18 protein-coding genes are annotated in these 16,217 nt (G+C 62.7%); 5 read left to right on the plus strand and 13 right to left on the minus strand.

Annotated features, from left to right (window positions below):
• Window positions 1-5 precede the first annotated feature (5 nt).
• On the minus strand, window positions 6-950 hold the full coding sequence (locus FYK34_RS06885) for a substrate-binding domain-containing protein (RefSeq protein WP_231137393.1): 945 nt from the start codon (window positions 948-950) through the stop codon (window positions 6-8).
• Between the two features lie 202 nt (window positions 951-1,152).
• Between FYK34_RS06885 and FYK34_RS06890 the strand changes: the two genes are divergently transcribed.
• The 4 genes from FYK34_RS06890 to FYK34_RS06905 all read left to right on the plus strand — a co-directional run bounded on the left by FYK34_RS06890 (window position 1,153) and on the right by FYK34_RS06905 (window position 3,907).
• Window positions 1,153-1,719, plus strand: a complete 567-nt coding sequence (locus FYK34_RS06890; protein ID WP_149295676.1) for a C40 family peptidase — start codon at window positions 1,153-1,155, stop codon at window positions 1,717-1,719.
• 85 nt (window positions 1,720-1,804) lie between these two features.
• Complete coding sequence (gene dapF / locus FYK34_RS06895; RefSeq protein WP_149295677.1) at window positions 1,805-2,635, plus strand: diaminopimelate epimerase; 831 nt, start codon at window positions 1,805-1,807, stop codon at window positions 2,633-2,635.
• 52 nt (window positions 2,636-2,687) lie between these two features.
• Window positions 2,688-3,341 carry a DUF484 family protein gene (locus tag FYK34_RS06900; protein ID WP_149295678.1) on the plus strand — a complete coding sequence of 218 codons (654 nt, stop codon included), beginning with the start codon at window positions 2,688-2,690 and terminating at the stop codon, window positions 3,339-3,341.
• On the plus strand, window positions 3,338-3,907 hold the full coding sequence (locus FYK34_RS06905; protein WP_149295679.1) for a hypothetical protein: 570 nt from the start codon (window positions 3,338-3,340) through the stop codon (window positions 3,905-3,907). Before FYK34_RS06900 ends, FYK34_RS06905 begins: the two co-directional genes overlap by 4 nt.
• 168 nt (window positions 3,908-4,075) lie before the next feature.
• On the opposite strand, the gene FYK34_RS06910 is transcribed toward FYK34_RS06905, so the two are convergent.
• The 12 genes from FYK34_RS06910 to FYK34_RS06965 form a co-directional block, all read right to left on the minus strand.
• Window positions 4,076-5,017, minus strand: a complete 942-nt coding sequence (locus FYK34_RS06910) for a DMT family transporter (protein WP_149295680.1) — start codon at window positions 5,015-5,017, stop codon at window positions 4,076-4,078.
• A 234-nt stretch (window positions 5,018-5,251) separates the two neighbouring features.
• On the minus strand, window positions 5,252-5,764 hold the full coding sequence (mobB, locus tag FYK34_RS06915; protein WP_149295681.1) for a molybdopterin-guanine dinucleotide biosynthesis protein B: 513 nt from the start codon (window positions 5,762-5,764) through the stop codon (window positions 5,252-5,254).
• 358 nt (window positions 5,765-6,122) lie between these two features.
• On the minus strand, window positions 6,123-6,530 hold the full coding sequence (locus FYK34_RS06920) for an FKBP-type peptidyl-prolyl cis-trans isomerase (RefSeq protein ID WP_149295682.1): 408 nt from the start codon (window positions 6,528-6,530) through the stop codon (window positions 6,123-6,125).
• A 42-nt stretch (window positions 6,531-6,572) separates the two neighbouring features.
• Entirely contained in the window at window positions 6,573-6,995 is a 423-nt protein-coding gene (locus tag FYK34_RS06925; RefSeq protein WP_149295683.1) for a BLUF domain-containing protein, read from the minus strand.
• A 14-nt stretch (window positions 6,996-7,009) separates the two neighbouring features.
• Window positions 7,010-7,708: a GTP cyclohydrolase I gene (folE, locus tag FYK34_RS06930; RefSeq protein WP_149295684.1), complete on the minus strand. Its 699-nt coding sequence runs from the start codon at window positions 7,706-7,708 to the stop codon at window positions 7,010-7,012.
• Between the two features lie 347 nt (window positions 7,709-8,055).
• Entirely contained in the window at window positions 8,056-9,324 is a 1,269-nt protein-coding gene (locus FYK34_RS06935; RefSeq protein WP_149295685.1) for a nitronate monooxygenase, read from the minus strand.
• 76 nt (window positions 9,325-9,400) lie between these two features.
• Window positions 9,401-9,910 carry a uracil-DNA glycosylase family protein gene (locus FYK34_RS06940; protein ID WP_231137394.1) on the minus strand — a complete coding sequence of 170 codons (510 nt, stop codon included), beginning with the start codon at window positions 9,908-9,910 and terminating at the stop codon, window positions 9,401-9,403.
• A gap of 102 nt (window positions 9,911-10,012) precedes the next feature.
• Window positions 10,013-10,945 carry a 3-deoxy-7-phosphoheptulonate synthase gene (locus tag FYK34_RS06945; protein ID WP_168209666.1) on the minus strand — a complete coding sequence of 311 codons (933 nt, stop codon included), beginning with the start codon at window positions 10,943-10,945 and terminating at the stop codon, window positions 10,013-10,015.
• Window positions 10,942-11,514, minus strand: a complete 573-nt coding sequence (locus FYK34_RS06950) for a hypothetical protein (RefSeq protein WP_174774504.1) — start codon at window positions 11,512-11,514, stop codon at window positions 10,942-10,944. The genes FYK34_RS06945 and FYK34_RS06950 overlap by 4 nt, the downstream gene beginning before the upstream one ends.
• Before the next feature lie 37 nt (window positions 11,515-11,551).
• Window positions 11,552-12,133, minus strand: coding sequence for an LOG family protein (locus tag FYK34_RS06955; protein WP_168209667.1), 582 nt, complete (start codon window positions 12,131-12,133; stop codon window positions 11,552-11,554).
• Window positions 12,134-12,202: 69 nt separating this feature from the next.
• Window positions 12,203-13,273 carry a prephenate dehydratase gene (pheA, locus tag FYK34_RS06960; protein ID WP_149299829.1) on the minus strand — a complete coding sequence of 357 codons (1,071 nt, stop codon included), beginning with the start codon at window positions 13,271-13,273 and terminating at the stop codon, window positions 12,203-12,205.
• 88 nt (window positions 13,274-13,361) lie between these two features.
• Entirely contained in the window at window positions 13,362-14,165 is an 804-nt protein-coding gene (locus FYK34_RS06965) for an alpha/beta fold hydrolase (RefSeq protein WP_149295689.1), read from the minus strand.
• A gap of 203 nt (window positions 14,166-14,368) precedes the next feature.
• On the opposite strand from FYK34_RS06965, the gene FYK34_RS06970 reads away from it, so the two are divergent.
• Window positions 14,369-16,165, plus strand: a complete 1,797-nt coding sequence (locus tag FYK34_RS06970; protein WP_231137395.1) for a protein-disulfide reductase DsbD — start codon at window positions 14,369-14,371, stop codon at window positions 16,163-16,165.
• Window positions 16,166-16,217: the final 52 nt, after the last annotated feature.

Raw genomic sequence — 16,217 nt, forward strand, 5'->3', positions numbered from 1 at the left:
GCCGCTCACTTGCCGAATACGGTTTTGGAGGCGACCGGCATCAGTTTGTCCACATTCAATCGCGTGGCCACCAGGATCGGCACCAGGATTTCCCGCGCAGGCTTGCTGCCATGCAGATAGCCGATCAATGCTTCCGCGGCCGAGCTTCCCATCAGATAAGGCTGCTGCATGCCCACCGCGACCAAGTCGCCATTCTTGAGCAGGCGGGAGACCTCGGGCATCGCATCAAACGAAACCAGCATCACCTGCTTGCGCTTGCCGGCCTCGCGCAAGGCGCGCATCGCGCCGTCCACCGGCTGATCGGTTTCGATGAAGAAGCCGCGGACGTCGGGATGCGCGGCCAGCACATCCTTGGTGTAGCGATAGGTTTCCGCCGCGGAATAATCCTTCATCTGCTTAAGCGCCACCTCGGCCGGAAAGCCGGCGTCCGTCATCGCGTCGCGAAAGCCATTGCTGCGGTCTTGCCCGTTCTTGCGGGAGAGTTCGATCGTGATCATCGCGTAGACGCCATTTGCCTTGCGCGCCTTGAGCGCCGCAGCCAGCTCTGCGCCTACGTCGTACGCCCCGCGATAGTTGTCTGATTTGACGAAGCTGACATAGTCCCCGCCATTGGTGCCGATGTCGGCGATGGCGACGGGAATGCCGGCTTTTTTAGCCGCGGCCAGCGCTTCCTCCGCCGTCTGGGAGTTGGTTGGCGAAATCACGATGCCGGCAGCCTTACGCTCAATGGCTTGGCGCACATTGGCCAGCTGCGCGTCTCCGCTCAGTTTGCTGTCAAGCTCGCTAAACGTGTAGCCATTGGCATCGGCCACGGATTTGACGCCCTTGCCCACGGTATCCCAGAATGGCAGATCGGCCTTGGCCGTGATGTACACGATCTCGGCCGCGCCGCTGGAGGCGGACGCCATGCAGGCCGCCGCCATGCAGATCAAACCGCTTGCGCGGCGCACGCGGGATGCCCAGGCAGCCCGGAAGGCAGAAACTCCTAGCACAATGACTCCCCTTTCTTCTGACGATTCGGCATGGTTTTCCCTTATTGTAGATAGCCAGCCCGACTTTCAAATCGCCCTGTGCGCAGGATTTCATTCATGCCGAAACTTTATTTAAAATAAGATGGTCATTCCATGGCATGGAACAAGGGAGTACGCGATTATGCATGAGCCTTATCTGGATGAAGACGGCGCATCGCGCCGCCGCCTGCTGCAAAGCGCGGCGCTGGGCGGCATTGCCGCGCTGCTTGCGGCCTGCGGCACCACGACGGCCCCGTCCAGCCAGCGCCCGCCCTACCGTCCGGGACGCTCCTCCGGCGATTTGTCCTTGTCCGGCATTCATGCGGATGGCGACGGACGCGAAATTCTGCTTTACACCATAGGCCTGCTCGATGGCGGCTACCGCTTCGGCGGCAACAATCCAGAAGCCGGCCTCGATTGCAGCGGCATGGTCAGCTACATCTATCAGAACGCCCTGGGCATCCGCTTGCCGCATAACGCCGCGCAAATCGCCAATATGGCGCGCCCCATCCCGGACGGGCAGCGCCAGGTAGGCGACCTGGTGTTTTTCAACACCATGAATCGTCCCTTCTCTCACATGGGCATTTACATCGGCGAGGGCAAGTTCGTCCATGCGCCACGCAGCAACAGCACGATACGGGTGGCCAGACTGGACAATGTCTACTTCGCGCCGCGCTACGAAGGCGCAAGGACGGTGCTGCGGGCCTGACGCGGCGGATGGCATCGCTCCCGGCGATGAACATCCGGCCTCGCTATGCTAATCTGCGCTATCTCGTTTCCGTCAGCACAGACTCATGAAACTCAAATTCAGCAAGATGCATGGCCTGGGCAATGACTTCATGGTCATAGACGGCGTGCGCCAGCCTGTCTCCCTCACGCCTGAACGCATCCGCGAGCTCGGCCACCGCCAGCTTGGCATAGGCTTCGACCAGCTGTTGCTGGTGGAGCCGCCGCGCGAAGCCGGCCATGACTTCCGCTACCGCATTTTCAACAACGACGGCAGCGAAGTGGAGCAATGCGGTAATGGCGCGCGTTGCTTCGCGAAATTTGTCTTCGACTCAGGCCTGACCCAGAACCGCCGCATCGCCGTGGAAACCGCGCGCGGCGTCATCACCCCGGAATACCTGGAAGACGGCCTGGCGCGCGTGGACATGGGCGTGCCCCGCTTCGCCCCGGCGGACCTGCCTTTCCTGGCCGAACAGGAAGCGTTGCGCTACCCCTTGCAATTGGCTGGCCGCCGCTGTGAGATCAGCATCGCGTCCATGGGCAACCCGCACGCGGTGCAGCTGGTCGATGATGTGGACGCGGCGCCGGTCGCGGAAATCGGACCGCTCATCGAACGGCATCCCCACTTCCCACAGCGCGTCAACGCAGGATTCATGCAGATCGTCAATCGAAGCGAGATCCGCCTGCGCGTCTACGAACGCGGCGCCGGCGAGACCCTGGCCTGCGGCACCGGCGCCTGCGCCGCCGCCGTCTGCGGCATCCGGCTAGGCTTGCTGGATGCGCGCGTCACAGTACATGCCAGAGGCGGCGACATCGTCATCGAATGGGCGGGCGAAGGCTCTCCCGTGATCATGACCGGACCGGCGGTCACGGTTTTCCAAGGCGAAATCGAACTTTAAGCCCAGACTGGGCACCAACCCATTTCAGCATTTCACAGGAAAGGGCTTTCAGATGCATAGTGAACAGGTCCTGGCTTTTCTAGACGATCATCCCGAGCTGCTGCAACAAGTGGCGTCCCGCTATGGGCTGCAAGCCGCGCCGCAAAGCGGGGAAAGAGTGGTGGTGTCGTTTGTGGAGCGTCAGCTGCTGGAACTGAAAGACCGCAACCGACAGCTGGAGGCGCAGCAACAGCAATGGATCGAGCGCGGCCATGAAAACGACCGCCTGCTGGCCAGGCTGCATCGCCTGACCCTGGCGCAATTGGCCGCCGTTGGCGTACGCGGCCGCATCGACGCGCTGATCCAGTCGCTGAACCAGGAATTCCAGCTGGATCGCGCGGCGCTGCGTTTGTGGCATCCCGCCGCGGAAGGCTGCGAGGGACATTACAATGCGCGCCATGAGGTCCGGGGTCTGGCGCGCAATCTGTCCACGCCCTACTGCGGGCCCTATGTCAACGATGAAGTCATGAGCTGGTTCCCGGCCAAGCCGGTGCTGCAGTCGTTTGCCCAGGTGGCGCTGCGCGATGCCGCCGGCCAGCCTTTCGGCATATTGGTGCTCGCCAGCGACGACCCGCAACGCTTCGCCTTCGACATGCACACTGCCTATCTCAGCCAGATCGGCGAGCTGCTGTCCGCCTCCCTGCTTGCCGCGCTGGAGGCGGAATGACGGCGACGCCGTGCGGCCTGGCGCTGCTCTGCATCATTGTCTTGTTCTTGCTGCACGCGCTGTGGCGGCTGGGCGCCAGCCGCGATGGCGCCGCCCTTGCCTGCTTTGCCGCAGCCTACCTGATTCTGGCCACACTGTTGCATCAGCATGCCGAGCCGGTTCTGATCGCCCCGCTGATGCTGCCCTTTGTCTACGTCTACGCCTGGCTGAGCCTGGCCGCCGCGATGTGGATCGCCGCTCGCGCGCGCCCCAGCCGCAACACGCTGTCCTTTCCCGGCTGCGAGCCCAAGCTGGCCGCGCTGTTCGCCAGTCAGCTTGCCCTCCTCATCGGCGTACTGGCGGTTTCGCCATGGCTGGGTCAAGCGCCGCTGGCGGTATACCTGATGGCGCCGCCCCTGACCATGGCCGTCAGCTACCTGTGCTATCGACTGCAGCTGCTAGAGATGCGTCGTGGCGACGTCTGCGGCACGCGTTGGCTGTACTGGGGCGCGCTCTGCCTGCTTGGGCCGCTGCTGTTGGCCTGCCTGAAAGTCTGGGCCGTGCCCATGCTGCTCGACCTGACCTGAGCAAAAAAATGGCGCCGCTTGCGCGGCGCCGCCTCAGCCCATATACAGGCGTTGTCGTATGCATGCCATCGGTACAGATTTGTTCTGCGAGTCGCAATCCAAAATGGTCAACGCAACCGGGCTGATGACGAAAACTAGCTTATCACAAGCAATGGGCCACCCGTAAAGTCAAGATTTCTGCGTCCGCAATGCACCCTTCTGCGCCGGGACACTGCTCGCCCGCGTCAGGGAACTCAGGGCGATGCCGCCGAAAATCGCCGCCAGCCCTGCCACATGAAACCAGTGCAACTCCTCGCCCAGCAACAAGATGGACTGCAAAGCGCCAAAAGCCGGCATCAGATACAGAAAGCTGGCCGCCTTGGCCGTGCCGATCGCGGCGATGGCTCGGTTGTACAACAGATACGCCACCACCGATGGCAGCATGCCCAGGTAGAGCAGGCTGGCCCAGCCCACGCCATTCAGCGTAGGCAAGCCATGCCGCGCCACCTCCATGCCAAACATCGGCAGCAGGACCGCTTCGCCCACCAGCAGCAATATGGCCATTTGCACCATGGCGTCGATGCCGGGCTTCAGCTTGCGCAAGCCCAGCGTATAGATGGCCCAGCACAGTCCGCCGGCCAGCACCAAAACATCGCCGCCGCCAAAATGAAAGGCCCCGATGGCCAACAAATTGCCTTTCAGTACGATCAACAAGGCGCCGCAAAGCGCCAAGGTCATGCCCAGCCACTGTCGGCTGCTCAGGCGTTGGCGGAAGTACAGCGATCCCAGCAGCAAGACCATGACCGGCGTCGCGCTGTTCAGAATGACGGCATTGGTGGCCGTGGTGGTCTGCACCGCGAAGTAGACGAAGGTGTTGGTCAGTCCGATGCCAAACAGGCCAAGCAGCAGCAGCAAGGGCCACTGCGCCCGCAATTTGTCCCAGTTTTGCCGCAATCTGCCCGCGGCAAAGGGCAGCACGCAGCAAAGCGCGATGCCCCAGCGGGCAAAAGCCAAGCTGAACGGCCCAATCTGACCGTGCAGCGCGCGGGCGATGATGAAATTGGTGGACCACATCAGCATGGTCAGCACCAGCAGGGCATAGGGTTTTCTATTGTTTGTTGCGCGATTCATGGCAGTGTCTGAAATAAACTGCCAATATTTTAGCAAACAAAAACAATATTATTGTTCAATCAAGCGATATTAACTTTAAATTCGTTCTTTAATTTACGCCTTGCTTGGCAATAAATTCCACCCTGTATAGGTTTGATGGAATTTTAATGATACTGAGCCGCCAGCTTGTTGCCGCAGGAAGGCCAACCGCGCGCCCGCCTCACCCGGCAAAACCACGGGCATCCTGCGCCAAAATCACGCGCTCGGCCTCTCTGACTGCCGCTTGGCCAGCCACGCCAAGATGTATCGCGCCACGGCATCCGCGTCGTTCAGGTTCAGCACCGGAAGGTCGGCAGCAACAGTCTGATCCGAAACCACGGCGATGATGTTGCCATCCTCCGGATAAAGCGGCGGTTTGCCCAGCGCGGGCCGATATACTTCCAGCTTGGGCACGGGCAGGCGCTTCTGTCCTTCCAGCAAAACCAGATCGCAAGGCGACAGTCGGGCCAGCTGCTCGTCCAAAGTCAACTCGTTTGCGGTCTCCGCAAACACGCCCACTCGGCAGGGCGATACGATCATAACTTCGCACGCGCCGGCCTGGCGATGGCGAAAGCTGTCCTTGCCTGGCTCGTCCAGCTGCACGTCGTGATGACTGTGCTTGATCACCGCCACCTTCAAACCAGCGGCCCTCAACCCAGGCAGAATGCTTTCCAGCAAGGTGGTCTTGCCGCTGCCGGAATATCCACAAATGCCTAATACCTCGCGCATGCCCTATCCTTTGCCTCAACTATCCCGATTGCCATGCCTGATTATTCACTTTCACCGAGCCCTGCCGCTTGCGCTGACGCAAAGCGGCACTCTTTCCGCATGCTGGATGATCGCATACTCGTCCCCGCTTGCCGGGAGGCAAGCCGATGCCTGGCGCAAATTATCGTCTCCTGCGTCTGATGGGAAGGCGGGCGATGCCGACCAAATTTGGCCAGCGGCAGGCTATCGAGTCTGGCTGGCGATGCCGCGCGGGTGGAGTGGATCCATCGGCTGCCGGGGGAGGAGAAACTGGGCGAGATATTGACGGCGCGGCATCCGCGCCGTCCAGGCAAGGCGCCGCGCAAGCGCGGCGAAGTCATTACTTCTGGATTTCCAGCAGCTCCACCTCGAAATACAAATCCGTATTCGGAGGAATGGCGCCGGGAGCGCCGCGGCTGCCGTAGGCGGTTGCCGCGGGACAGAACAACTTGGCCTTGCTGCCGACATTCAATTCGCTCACCCCCTGCGTCCAGCACGGGATGACCCGATTCAGCGGGAAGCTGATCGGCCCGCCGTTCTTGTAGGAGCTGTCAAACTCCTTGCCATCCTTGAACGTGCCGCGGTAGTTCACTTTGACGGTGTCGGTCGGCTTGGGCTGGGCGCCCTTGCCTTGGCTCAGGACTTCGATTTTGACGCCGGAGGGCAGCGTCTTCGTGGCGGGAGCCGCCTGGGCAACGGCGGCCACGGCCAACAGCGCCAGAGTAGTGGCAATGCGATTCAAGGACATGGTTTCTTTCGTTTGGTTTGGGTGAACAAGGCGGATTGAGCGCTAGCGGTACTGTATGCTGCCGGACTCGGCCAGTTCCTCCAGCAGCCGCTCGGCGCTGGCGCCGGGCATGGTGAATGGCTCCAGCGCGGGCAAGGGCGAATGGCGCAGAATGATGGAGGCGTTGAGCTGATCCAGCGCCACCTCCGCCATGCTCCAGTTTGCGAATTTCCGCTGTTCGATCTCTGAAAATGACAAAAGCATTAGAGAGTGATGGCGCGTATCCCGCGCCAGCTTCAGATACAGGCGATTGACATGGACCCTGCTACCCTCCAGAACCTGCACGAATGCGTCCTTGCTGTAACACAGCAGGCCGGTGATTCCGAGCGGCGGATTGTACTTTCGCGCCGCCGACAGAATCTCATCCACCAGCGCGGGTTCTATCGGTTGTTGCGCCCGGCTGCAATAGATCAGGCGAACCAGCATGGCCATGCTCCTCGTCATTTATGCATCAGCGACAAAAACTCCCGACGCAGGTTGGCATCCGTCAGGAAGGATCCGCGCATCACGCTGTTGGTCATCTTGCTGTTGCTGTCCTTCACGCCGCGCCAGTGCATGCAGAAGTGATCGGCCTCCATCACGATGGCCAGACCGTCCGGCTGCAGCTTGCGCATCAGCAGGTCCGCGATCTGCGACACGGCCTCCTCCTGAATCTGCGGGCGCGACATCACCCAGTCTATCAGCCGCGCGTACTTGGACAGGCCGATCAAATTGGAATTCTCATTGGGCATCACGCCCACCCACACCCGGCCGATGATGGGGCAGAGGTGGTGGGAGCAAGCGCTGCGCACCGTGATCGGCCCAATGATCATCAATTCGTTCAGGCGCTCGACGTTGGGAAACTCGGTGCTGGGCGGCATCTCGATATAGCGGCCGCGAAACACCTCGCGCAGGAACATCTTGGCGACGCGCTTGGCCGTATCGTGCGTGTTGTGATCGTTTTCGGTATCGATCACCAAACTTTCCAGCACTGCTTTCAATTTAGACTGAACTTCGTCCTGCAGCGCGTCCAGCTCGCCTTCTTCGATGAAGCCGGCGATATTGTCGTTGGCATGGAAGCGCGCACCCGCTTGCTGTAAACGGTAACGAATCTTCTGGGAAACGGGTTCCAGCTGGCTCAGCTTGTCGGTTTTGCTCATTGTTGATTATGGCTACGCAAGAAAATGGAAATCATTCCGAATATACATCAATTACCCATGGCGGAAGACTGCAACCGGACTGGGTGGGTCAACATATCCGAAGCCTGACTATTGCGCCGATGGTAGTGCAGCCGTAGCCGGCGTGCAAACCCGTCCCCAACCCGCGCCAGGTCCGAAACCGGGGCCTGCCGCGCGCTGGATGACTCAGCTCCAACCTGCAATGCTATATAATTAACATCATGACATCAACTGAGCTAATTGACATCTTCTTAGGGCCGACCATAGACCAGAAATGACAACGGCACCCTTCCTTGCGGAACGGTGCCGTTTTTACTGTCTCCGCCGGCTCAGCCCGCCAACAGACACTCCACTTTCTTGGGCAAGGCGATATGCTGATCCTTGCTGTGCTGGTAGTCCATGAATACATGCTCTGCGCTCAGCAGCTGATAGCTGCCATCTGCCAGGCGATGCGTGGTGTCCTTCAGCCGATAGGCATAATGGCCGCAGGTCCAGCAGTCGAAATTGCGCATGTGCGTGCACAAACAAGTCTTTTCCCACACCGGCACGCGCCGCGCACCCGGATTAGCCTCGTGCGCCTTGTGGTAGGCCTCGATATAGGAGCAGCTGCCCTTGGCATCCAGCAGATAACCATACGCTTCGCAATTGGGGCGGATGCCATCGCCGATTGCCGGGCAGCTCTTGATCATGCGCATGGGGTAGCCGGTGGGCGACAGCTGGTTGACCTCGATGTCCTCCTCGCTGGCCTTGAAGTACTCTTGCTGAACCTTCTCCGGCAGGCCGCACTCGCGGGTGACGGTAAAGCGGGTTGCCACTTGCACCGCGCCGGCGCCGGCCTCCAGATAACCCGCCGCGTCGCTGCCGGTGAAGATGCCGCCCGCGGGAATCAGCGGGATATCCAGCTGCTCCGCTTTCAGCCAGTCGCGGATCTCGGTGAAAATGGTAGCCAGGTCGTATTGGGCCCAATCCATGCCGAAGCCCAGGTGGCCGCCAGCCAAGGGGCCTTCCACCACCACGTAGTCAGGCAGCCGTCCCGTGCGTCCATTTTTCTTCAGGAACAGCTGCAGGGCGCGCAAGGAAGAAACGATGATGCCGAGCTTGGCATCATGAAAACGCGGATGATCTTCTATCAGCGCGAAGGAGCCCAAATGCAGGCCCGCGGCAAGGGTGATGCCGTCTATGCCAGCATCCAGCGCGGCGCGCATGCGCACCCGCAACGTCTCCTTGGGCGCGTTCATGGTCAGTTTTTCCATGCAATTGATGAAGACCAGGCCTTCGCCGCGCTTCTGTTGCATGGCATTGCCGACATGCAGCCGGGTGGCTTCCTCCAGCACGCCAAGGTCGAACTGCACCACGGACTTGTCTGGATTCTCCACATTGAACTTGTACTGCGCCAGCTTGTTCTTGACGAACTTGGTGCTGAAACGGCGATCCGTCACCGTTGGCACCATCGCGTCGGATATGTGGCCGACGCCGCCCAGCCTGGCCGCTTCCAGCGCCAAGCTGGCGGTGGAAATGTCCACCCCCATGCCGCCTATCATGATAGGCACCAGTTGTTTGCTGCCCAGCTGCAGGCGAAAATCATCAACGCACTTCATCTTGACGGCTCTCCTTAATGCTGGACGCGATTATCCTCCGCCCATCCGGCAAAATCCATTTTTTTAGAGTTTTTGCTCATGCAATCGGCTTTGGCAGGGCTGCCGCCACCCTGGCGCGCAGCTCCGGCAACAGCTCTTGCTCGAACCAAGGGTTCTTGCGCAGCCATGAGGCATTGCGCGGACTTGGATGCGGCAAGGGAATCGCGCCGGGCAGATACGCCCGCCAAGCGGCCACCGTCAGGGTCAGATTCTTTTGCCGCTGCGCCAGGTGATAGGCTTGCGCATGCTCGCCCACCGCCAGCACCAGGCGCACTTCGCTCAATAGGGGCAGCAGTCGCGCATGCCACAAGGCCCGGCATTCCGCCCTGGGCGGCAAGTCGCCGTTGCGGCCGCTGCCCGGATAGCAAAAACCCATGGGCACGATGGCAAAACAGGCCGGATCATAAAACGTTGCTGCATCCGCCCCCAGCCAATCGCGCAAACGGTCGCCGCTGGCGTCGCGCCATGGCACGCCGCTTTCATGGGCCTGTCGTCCCGGCGCCTGGCCCGCCAACAGAATGCGCGCCTCCGAAGCGACACGCAGCATCGGCCTAGGCTCCTTAGGCAGGCACATGGCGCAGGCCCGACAGGAAGCAATCTCCGCCAACAAACCGTTCAACGCGTTCGCGCCCATCGCCTTGGCCTCCTGTCAGGCAACGCTGCCCAGCAATGCCCTGGGGTCCAACCCGTCGTCCCCGTCCATCTCCAACAGCAATCCACTCGCCCCCACCGCCCAGGCCGCGGCTGACAGCGCCGGCGCCAACGCGACACCGCCAGCGGCGACGGGCGACACGATAAGCGGCAGATGCGTCTCGCGGCGCACCCAGGCCAGTTCGCCCACATCCAGGCCCGCCGCCTCGCCCTCCCGACCGCAATCGCACAGCACAATGCGGTGGTTGCCGCCGGCGGCCACTTGCTCCGCCGCCAAGAGCCATTCATCCGGCATGTATCGATTATTCCTTTGCAAGATGACAGGCTTGTTGATGCGCCCCACCTCGCGCAGCAGCTCGACTTGGCGCAGGCATCTCGGCGGCAGCAGCAAAGCGGCGAACTCCTGCTCCAGGCATACGTCCAGCATCCGGGGATCGCTCAGTTCCGCCACGGCGGCCAAGCCGTGTTCGGCCGCCGCATCGCTCAACGCCTCCATTTCCGCGACGCCGAAGGCCCGGTAGCGATAAGGGTGCTCATGCGCCGATCCGCCCGCAAACAGCAGCCCGCCTCCCGCCGCCTTGACGCGCAGGGCGACGGCTGCCAGGGCATCGCGGCTGGCGTGGCGGACGCAGCCGCCCAGCCAGGCCGCGCCGCCCGCACCAAACGTAACCGCGCCAATGCGCACCGCGCTGTCCTGCTGCTGGGATTCGCGCGAGACGATGCGGTAATCGCTCACCACCCGCAACGCGCGCTCCACGCCCGGCAGGCATTCAAACCATGCCGGCTCCAAGCCTCGCTCTTCTCCCACGGCGCCGATCACGGTCCGTTCGCTGCCGCGCGAAACATGGGCAGACAAACCTTGCGCCTCGATGCGGGCCACCACGGCGTCGATCTCGGCCGGACCGGCCACTGCGCTCATGACAATGATCATTGTGTTCTCCCTTGATCCCGCCCGCCGCGGCCGCCTGCCTCGCCCCGCCAGCGCCGGGCAATGCGGCGCACCAGTCGGGACCAGGCGGAAGGCTGCGCCCATTGCCGGCGTATCCGTAAAATGAGGCGGCTGGACCAGCGCCAAGGCAAGGATGCGTGCAGCCGGTCGAAGACCCAGGCGCGGCAGCGGTGAAAGCGCTGATACCATCTGACGAACCACGGCACCCGCATCAGCGCCGGACGCGTCAGCATGAACAAGCGTGCCACCACGGCGGTGCCGACCAGTTTGGCCAGCAGAATCACCAGCAGGCCCAGCAGCGCATGTCCCTGCTCGATCAGAAACAACGCTGCCAGCTTGACAGGCAGCAGGCCCAGCGCGGGCAACAGAAACAGCGCCAGCGCCACCCGGGGCGAGCATGCCGCTATGCGTTGCTCCAGCCAAGCCAACGGCGGCCAGCGCCCCAGCCAGGCCATCGCGCCGGCCAGCTCGTCCCAGGCGCACTCCTCGAAAACGATGATGGCCGCCAGCAACAACACCCAGGGCCAGGCCAAGGCGCGGCGGCACTTCAAAAACCAACTGCCTTTGGGCGAAACGGAGCGCATCGGCTCAGGTCTTGCTCAGGTCCAGCCATTTAGGCACCGGGCGCGGCTGGTAGCGGCGCATCCAGTCCAGCAAGGCCGGCAGGGAGTCGTCGCGCTGGAACAGCTGCAAGTTGCCGGACGGCACGAAGCCTTCCGTGACCGCATGGTCCACCATGGACTGCAAGGGCTGGAAAAAACCGCGCACATCCAATAAGCCCACCGGCTTGCTGTGCACGGACAGCTGTGCCCAGGTCAGTATCTCGAACAGTTCGTCGAAGGTGCCGAAGCCGCCGGGCAAGGCGATGAAGCCATCGGACAGTTCAGCCATCAGCGCCTTGCGCTGATGCATGGTTTCCGTGACGTGCAGCTCGCTCAGGCCCAGATGCGCCACTTCTTTCGCCTTGAGAAACTCCGGGATGACCCCCACCACGCGGCCGCCCGCGGCCAGGGCGGCATCGGCCGCCACGCCCATCAGGCCGACATTGCCGGCCCCGTAAACCAGGGTGATGCCCTGCTCGGCCAGGGTATGCCCCAGCAAGCGGGCCGCCGCCTCGTATTCTGGCTTCGCGCCCTTGTTGGATCCGCAAAACAGGCAAATCGCTTTCATTTTGATTTTCTTTCTCGGTTACCCAAACAACGAGGGCCGGCAAACCGGCCCTGGATGCTACGCGCCCCCCTACAGCACCGCCGCGGGGTAAGAGCCCAGAATCTTGACGTAAGAAGTCCGCTCCTGCAGGCCTTTCAGCGCCGCCTGCACGTTTTCGCTCTGCCGATGCCCTTCCAGGTCGATGAAGAACACGTAATCCCACAGGCCGGCGCGCGACGGACGCGACTCGAATTTGCTCATGGACACGCCGTTGGCGGCGATCGGCTCCAGCAGGTAATGCACCGCGCCAGGACGATTGGGCGCGGATACCACGATGGAGGTCTTGTCCTGGCTGGTGGGCCCCACGTCTTGCAGCCCCAGGACCAGGAAACGGGTGGTGTTGTTGGGCTCGTCTTCCACGTTTTCCGCCAGTTTCAGCAAGCCATAGCGCTCCGCCGCCGCCTGGCCGGCAATGGCCGCCGCGCCGGCGTCTTCCGCCGCCATGCGCGCGGCCTCCGCATTGCTGGAAACCGAAACCCGCTCCACATTGGCCGGCAGGTTCTTGTTCAGCCACTCATGGCATTGCGCCAGCGCTTGGGCGTGGGCGTAGACGCGGCGAATGCCGTCCATGTCCTCCTCGGCCCGCAGCAAATGGTGATGGATGCGCAGCACGACTTCGCCGCAGATTTTCAACGGCGAGCTGACCATCAGGTCCAACGTGCGGCCCACCGCGCCCTCCGTCGAGTTTTCCACCGGCGCCACCACATAATCGAGCGCGCGCGACTCCACCTGGCGGAAGGCTTCGTCTATCGAACTACAGGCCACGGCATGCGCCGCATGGCCAAAGTGCTTGACCGCGGCCAATTGGCTGAAAGTGCCCTCCGGGCCAAGGTAGGCGATGGACAAGGGTTTTTCCAGCGCCAGGCACTCGGACATCACCTCGCGGAACAAGCGGGCGATCGACTCGCCCGGCAGCGGGCCGGGGTTCAGGTCTTTCAAGCGGCGCAGCACTTGGGCTTCGCGCTCCGGGCGATAGATGACGCCGCCGCCCTTGATTTCGCCGATTTCGCGGGCATGGGTGGCGCGCTGGTTGAGCAGCTGGAGAATTTCGACGTCGATGGCGTCAATGGCGTCGCGGTGTTGCTTGAGCAGGTGTTCCATCGTCACAGGCAGGGGTCTTTCATGCGGGCTTATGGAGGTTGACCATAGTTTCCGCGAGAACCCTATCCATCGCAAGCCTTGGCGCGATTCATCCGGCCCGGTCCCGACACAGCCTGTCCACCAAGGCCAGGACATGCTCCGCCGTCTCTATCGGCCGCTCCAGCGGGAACAAGTGCCCGCCGGGGTGCGTCTCGGCATGAATGCCGAACTTGCGCTGCATGTAGGCGATATCGGACGGTCTCAGCACATCGGACGCCTCTCCGGCGATGAATCCAGCCGGCACCTGCATGCGGCCCTTGTGGCAGGGGAAGTCATGGGGCAGCGTCGCGTAGATGTCGTGCTCCACCTGCGGGCGGAATTTCAAGCGCCGTCCGCCCTCGCCATCGCTTTCAGTGCCGTGCTCGGCGTAATCGGCCAGGCAATCCGGGTCGAAACGGGCGAACATCGGCTTGCGCGCGAAATAGTCATGCACCATTTCCACGCTGGCCCAGTTGTCCCTGCGCTTCAGCGTGTTGCCGCCCGGCGTCACTTTCTGGATGAAGCCCAGCCGTTTGGCCAGCCAGATGCCGAAAGAACGGCGCGGGCCCATCAGCGGCGAGTCCAGGATGACCACGGCGCGGAACAGGTCTGGTCGTTTGCGCGAGGCGTAGAACATCAGAAAACCGCCCAGCGAGTGGCCGACGCCGACCACCGGCCCGGCATAGCGCCGCTCGATGTAATGGATGCTCTCGTCCACCAAGCGTGGCCAGCAGTCCGTCACCGGATAGGCGGCGTCATGGCCTATGGTGTCCAGGTAGCCAACCTCATGCCGCTGCGCCAGCCGCTCCAGCATCTTGCGGTAGACCGATGCGGGAAAGCTGTTGGCGTGGGCGAAATGTATGGTTTCTCGCATAACCCCTCGATATAGACATTCTTATTTTTCATGAGCCAGCGGCTGTCGGCTGAGCGTCGGCGCCGATATACTGGCGTCTTCGCCTGGCCTGCGTTTGCCGGATGATTCAGTTTGATGCATATTGCATCACGCAGAGACAAAACGGAACCGTCCCGCGGCTGTCGCGTCTCATTCTCCACCGTCAACCCCATAAGAGTCTGCAAGTGCAAGCATACCTCAACTCCATTCACCGCCTGGCATGGCAATGGCTGATGGCGTTCGTCGCCTGCCTCAGCATTGCGCTGCCTGCCCATGCGGTCAACCAAGACGACCTGCTTCCGCCCGAGAAGGCCTTCGCCGCCGAGGTCAGCCGCAGCGGCGATCAGCTGCAACTGACGCTGGATGTGGCGCCCGGCTACTACCTGTACCGCGACCGCATCGCCATCAGCACCACGCCGGCGGACCTGACCGGCAAGCCCGCGCTGCCGCAAGCGCAGGAAAAGGACGATCCCTACTTCGGCAAGCAATTCATCTACCACGGCAAGCAGCGCATCGTCATCCCGCTGGCCGCCGCCGCGCCGACTGACTTCCAGCTCAATGTGCGCGTGCAAGGCTGCGCCGAGGCCGGAGTCTGCTATCCGCCCTATACCCACAAGCTGAAAGTCGGCGCCGTCAGCGGCCAGGCCGGCGGCAAAGCGGATGCATGGCTGGGAGGCGCCGATACGTCGGGAAAATCGCCGGCCGGTAACAGCGAGTTGGCGGCCAAGGGTTGGCTGACCACACTGGGCACTTTCTTGCTGGCGGGCTTGGGCATGGCGTTCACCGCCTGCATGTACCCGCTGCTGCCCATCGTTTCATCGCTGATTGCCGGCCAGGGCGCAACCCTCACCCGCGGCCGCGGATTCCTGCTGTCCCTGCTGTATGTGCAAGGCTTGGCGCTGACCTACACCGCCGTAGGCGTGGTGGCCGGCCTCACCGGCTCGCTGCTGACCGTCTGGCTGCAGCAGCCGGCGGTAGTGCTCACCGCCAGCGCGATGATGGTGGTGTTCGCGCTGTCCATGTTCGACCTGTTCACCATCCAATTGCCCAGCGCGCTGCAGTCCCGGCTGGCCGAAACCTCCAACAAGCTGTCCGGAGGCAAGGCCGTCACCGTCTTCCTGATGGGCGCGCTGTCCGCCTTGATCGTCGGCCCCTGCGTGGCGCCGCCGCTGGCGCTGGCGCTGGGCTATATCGGCAGCACCGGAGACGCCGTCCTGGGCGGCGCGGCGCTGTACGCCATGGCCCTGGGCCTGGGCCTGCCGCTGATCGCCATCGGCACCTTCGGCGGCCATGTGTTGCCGCGCGCCGGCAACTGGATGAAGGTCGTCAAGTCCGGCTTCGGCGTGCTCATGCTGGGCCTGGCCATCTGGATGGCGACGCCCTTCCTGCCCGCCGCGCTGGTGATGTTGCTGTGGGCCGCGCTGCTGATCGGCTCCGCCGTCTTCCTGGGCGCCTTCGACAGCCTGGCTGCGGGCTCCAAGGCCAGCGCGCGCCTGGGCAAGGCGCTGGGACTGCTGCTGTTTCTGCTGGGCGGAGCGCAATTGGTGGGCCTGCTGTCCGGCGCCGACAATCCGCGCTACCCGCTGAAGCTGATCGCCGCCAGCGGCGCGGCCGGCGCGGCGCAGCCCTCCTTCCAGCCGGTGGATTCCATCAACGAGCTGGACGCCAAACTGGCCGAGGCCAAGGCATCAGGCAAGCCTTTGCTGCTGGACTTCTATGCCGACTGGTGCATCGCCTGCAAGGAAATGGAGGCCGAGGTCTTTCCGCAAGCCGAGGTCGCCGCCAAGATGGGGCAATTCACCCTGTTGCGGGCCGATGTCACCGCCAATAGCGCCGCGCATCAGACGCTGCTGAAGCGCTTCGGCCTGTTCGGCCCGCCCGGCATCATCCTGTTCGGCGCGGACGGCAAGGAGGCGCAACGCATCGTCGGCTATACGCCCGCGGCGGCGTTTGCCAGCCAGCTGGGGCAAGTGGCACACTAGCGCACGTTTCAGGCCGGCATGACGCCGGCCTGCCCAGTTTCCACTCGCGGAC

The sequence above is a fragment of the Chromobacterium paludis genome (assembly GCF_008275125.1).
Lineage (GTDB): Bacteria > Pseudomonadota > Gammaproteobacteria > Burkholderiales > Chromobacteriaceae > Chromobacterium > Chromobacterium paludis.

Bases quoted from the DNA above. Each gene is read 5' to 3' on its own strand.
- FYK34_RS06890 (WP_149295676.1), top strand. From the start codon at position 1,153: ATGCATGAGCCTTATCTGGATGAAGACGGCGCATCGCGCCGCCGCCTG.
- dapF (WP_149295677.1), top strand. From the start codon at position 1,805: ATGAAACTCAAATTCAGCAAGATGCATGGCCTGGGCAATGACTTCATG.
- FYK34_RS06900 (WP_149295678.1), top strand. From the start codon at position 2,688: ATGCATAGTGAACAGGTCCTGGCTTTTCTAGACGATCATCCCGAGCTG.
- FYK34_RS06905 (WP_149295679.1), top strand. From the start codon at position 3,338: ATGACGGCGACGCCGTGCGGCCTGGCGCTGCTCTGCATCATTGTCTTG.
- FYK34_RS06910 (WP_149295680.1), bottom strand. From the start codon at position 5,017: ATGAATCGCGCAACAAACAATAGAAAACCCTATGCCCTGCTGGTGCTG.
- mobB (WP_149295681.1), bottom strand. From the start codon at position 5,764: ATGCGCGAGGTATTAGGCATTTGTGGATATTCCGGCAGCGGCAAGACC.
- FYK34_RS06920 (WP_149295682.1), bottom strand. From the start codon at position 6,530: ATGTCCTTGAATCGCATTGCCACTACTCTGGCGCTGTTGGCCGTGGCC.
- FYK34_RS06925 (WP_149295683.1), bottom strand. From the start codon at position 6,995: ATGCTGGTTCGCCTGATCTATTGCAGCCGGGCGCAACAACCGATAGAA.
- folE (WP_149295684.1), bottom strand. From the start codon at position 7,708: ATGAGCAAAACCGACAAGCTGAGCCAGCTGGAACCCGTTTCCCAGAAG.
- FYK34_RS06935 (WP_149295685.1), bottom strand. From the start codon at position 9,324: ATGAAGTGCGTTGATGATTTTCGCCTGCAGCTGGGCAGCAAACAACTG.
- FYK34_RS06940 (WP_231137394.1), bottom strand. From the start codon at position 9,910: ATGCTGCGTGTCGCTTCGGAGGCGCGCATTCTGTTGGCGGGCCAGGCG.
- FYK34_RS06945 (WP_168209666.1), bottom strand. From the start codon at position 10,945: ATGATCATTGTCATGAGCGCAGTGGCCGGTCCGGCCGAGATCGACGCC.
- FYK34_RS06955 (WP_168209667.1), bottom strand. From the start codon at position 12,133: ATGAAAGCGATTTGCCTGTTTTGCGGATCCAACAAGGGCGCGAAGCCA.
- pheA (WP_149299829.1), bottom strand. From the start codon at position 13,273: ATGGAACACCTGCTCAAGCAACACCGCGACGCCATTGACGCCATCGAC.
- FYK34_RS06965 (WP_149295689.1), bottom strand. From the start codon at position 14,165: ATGCGAGAAACCATACATTTCGCCCACGCCAACAGCTTTCCCGCATCG.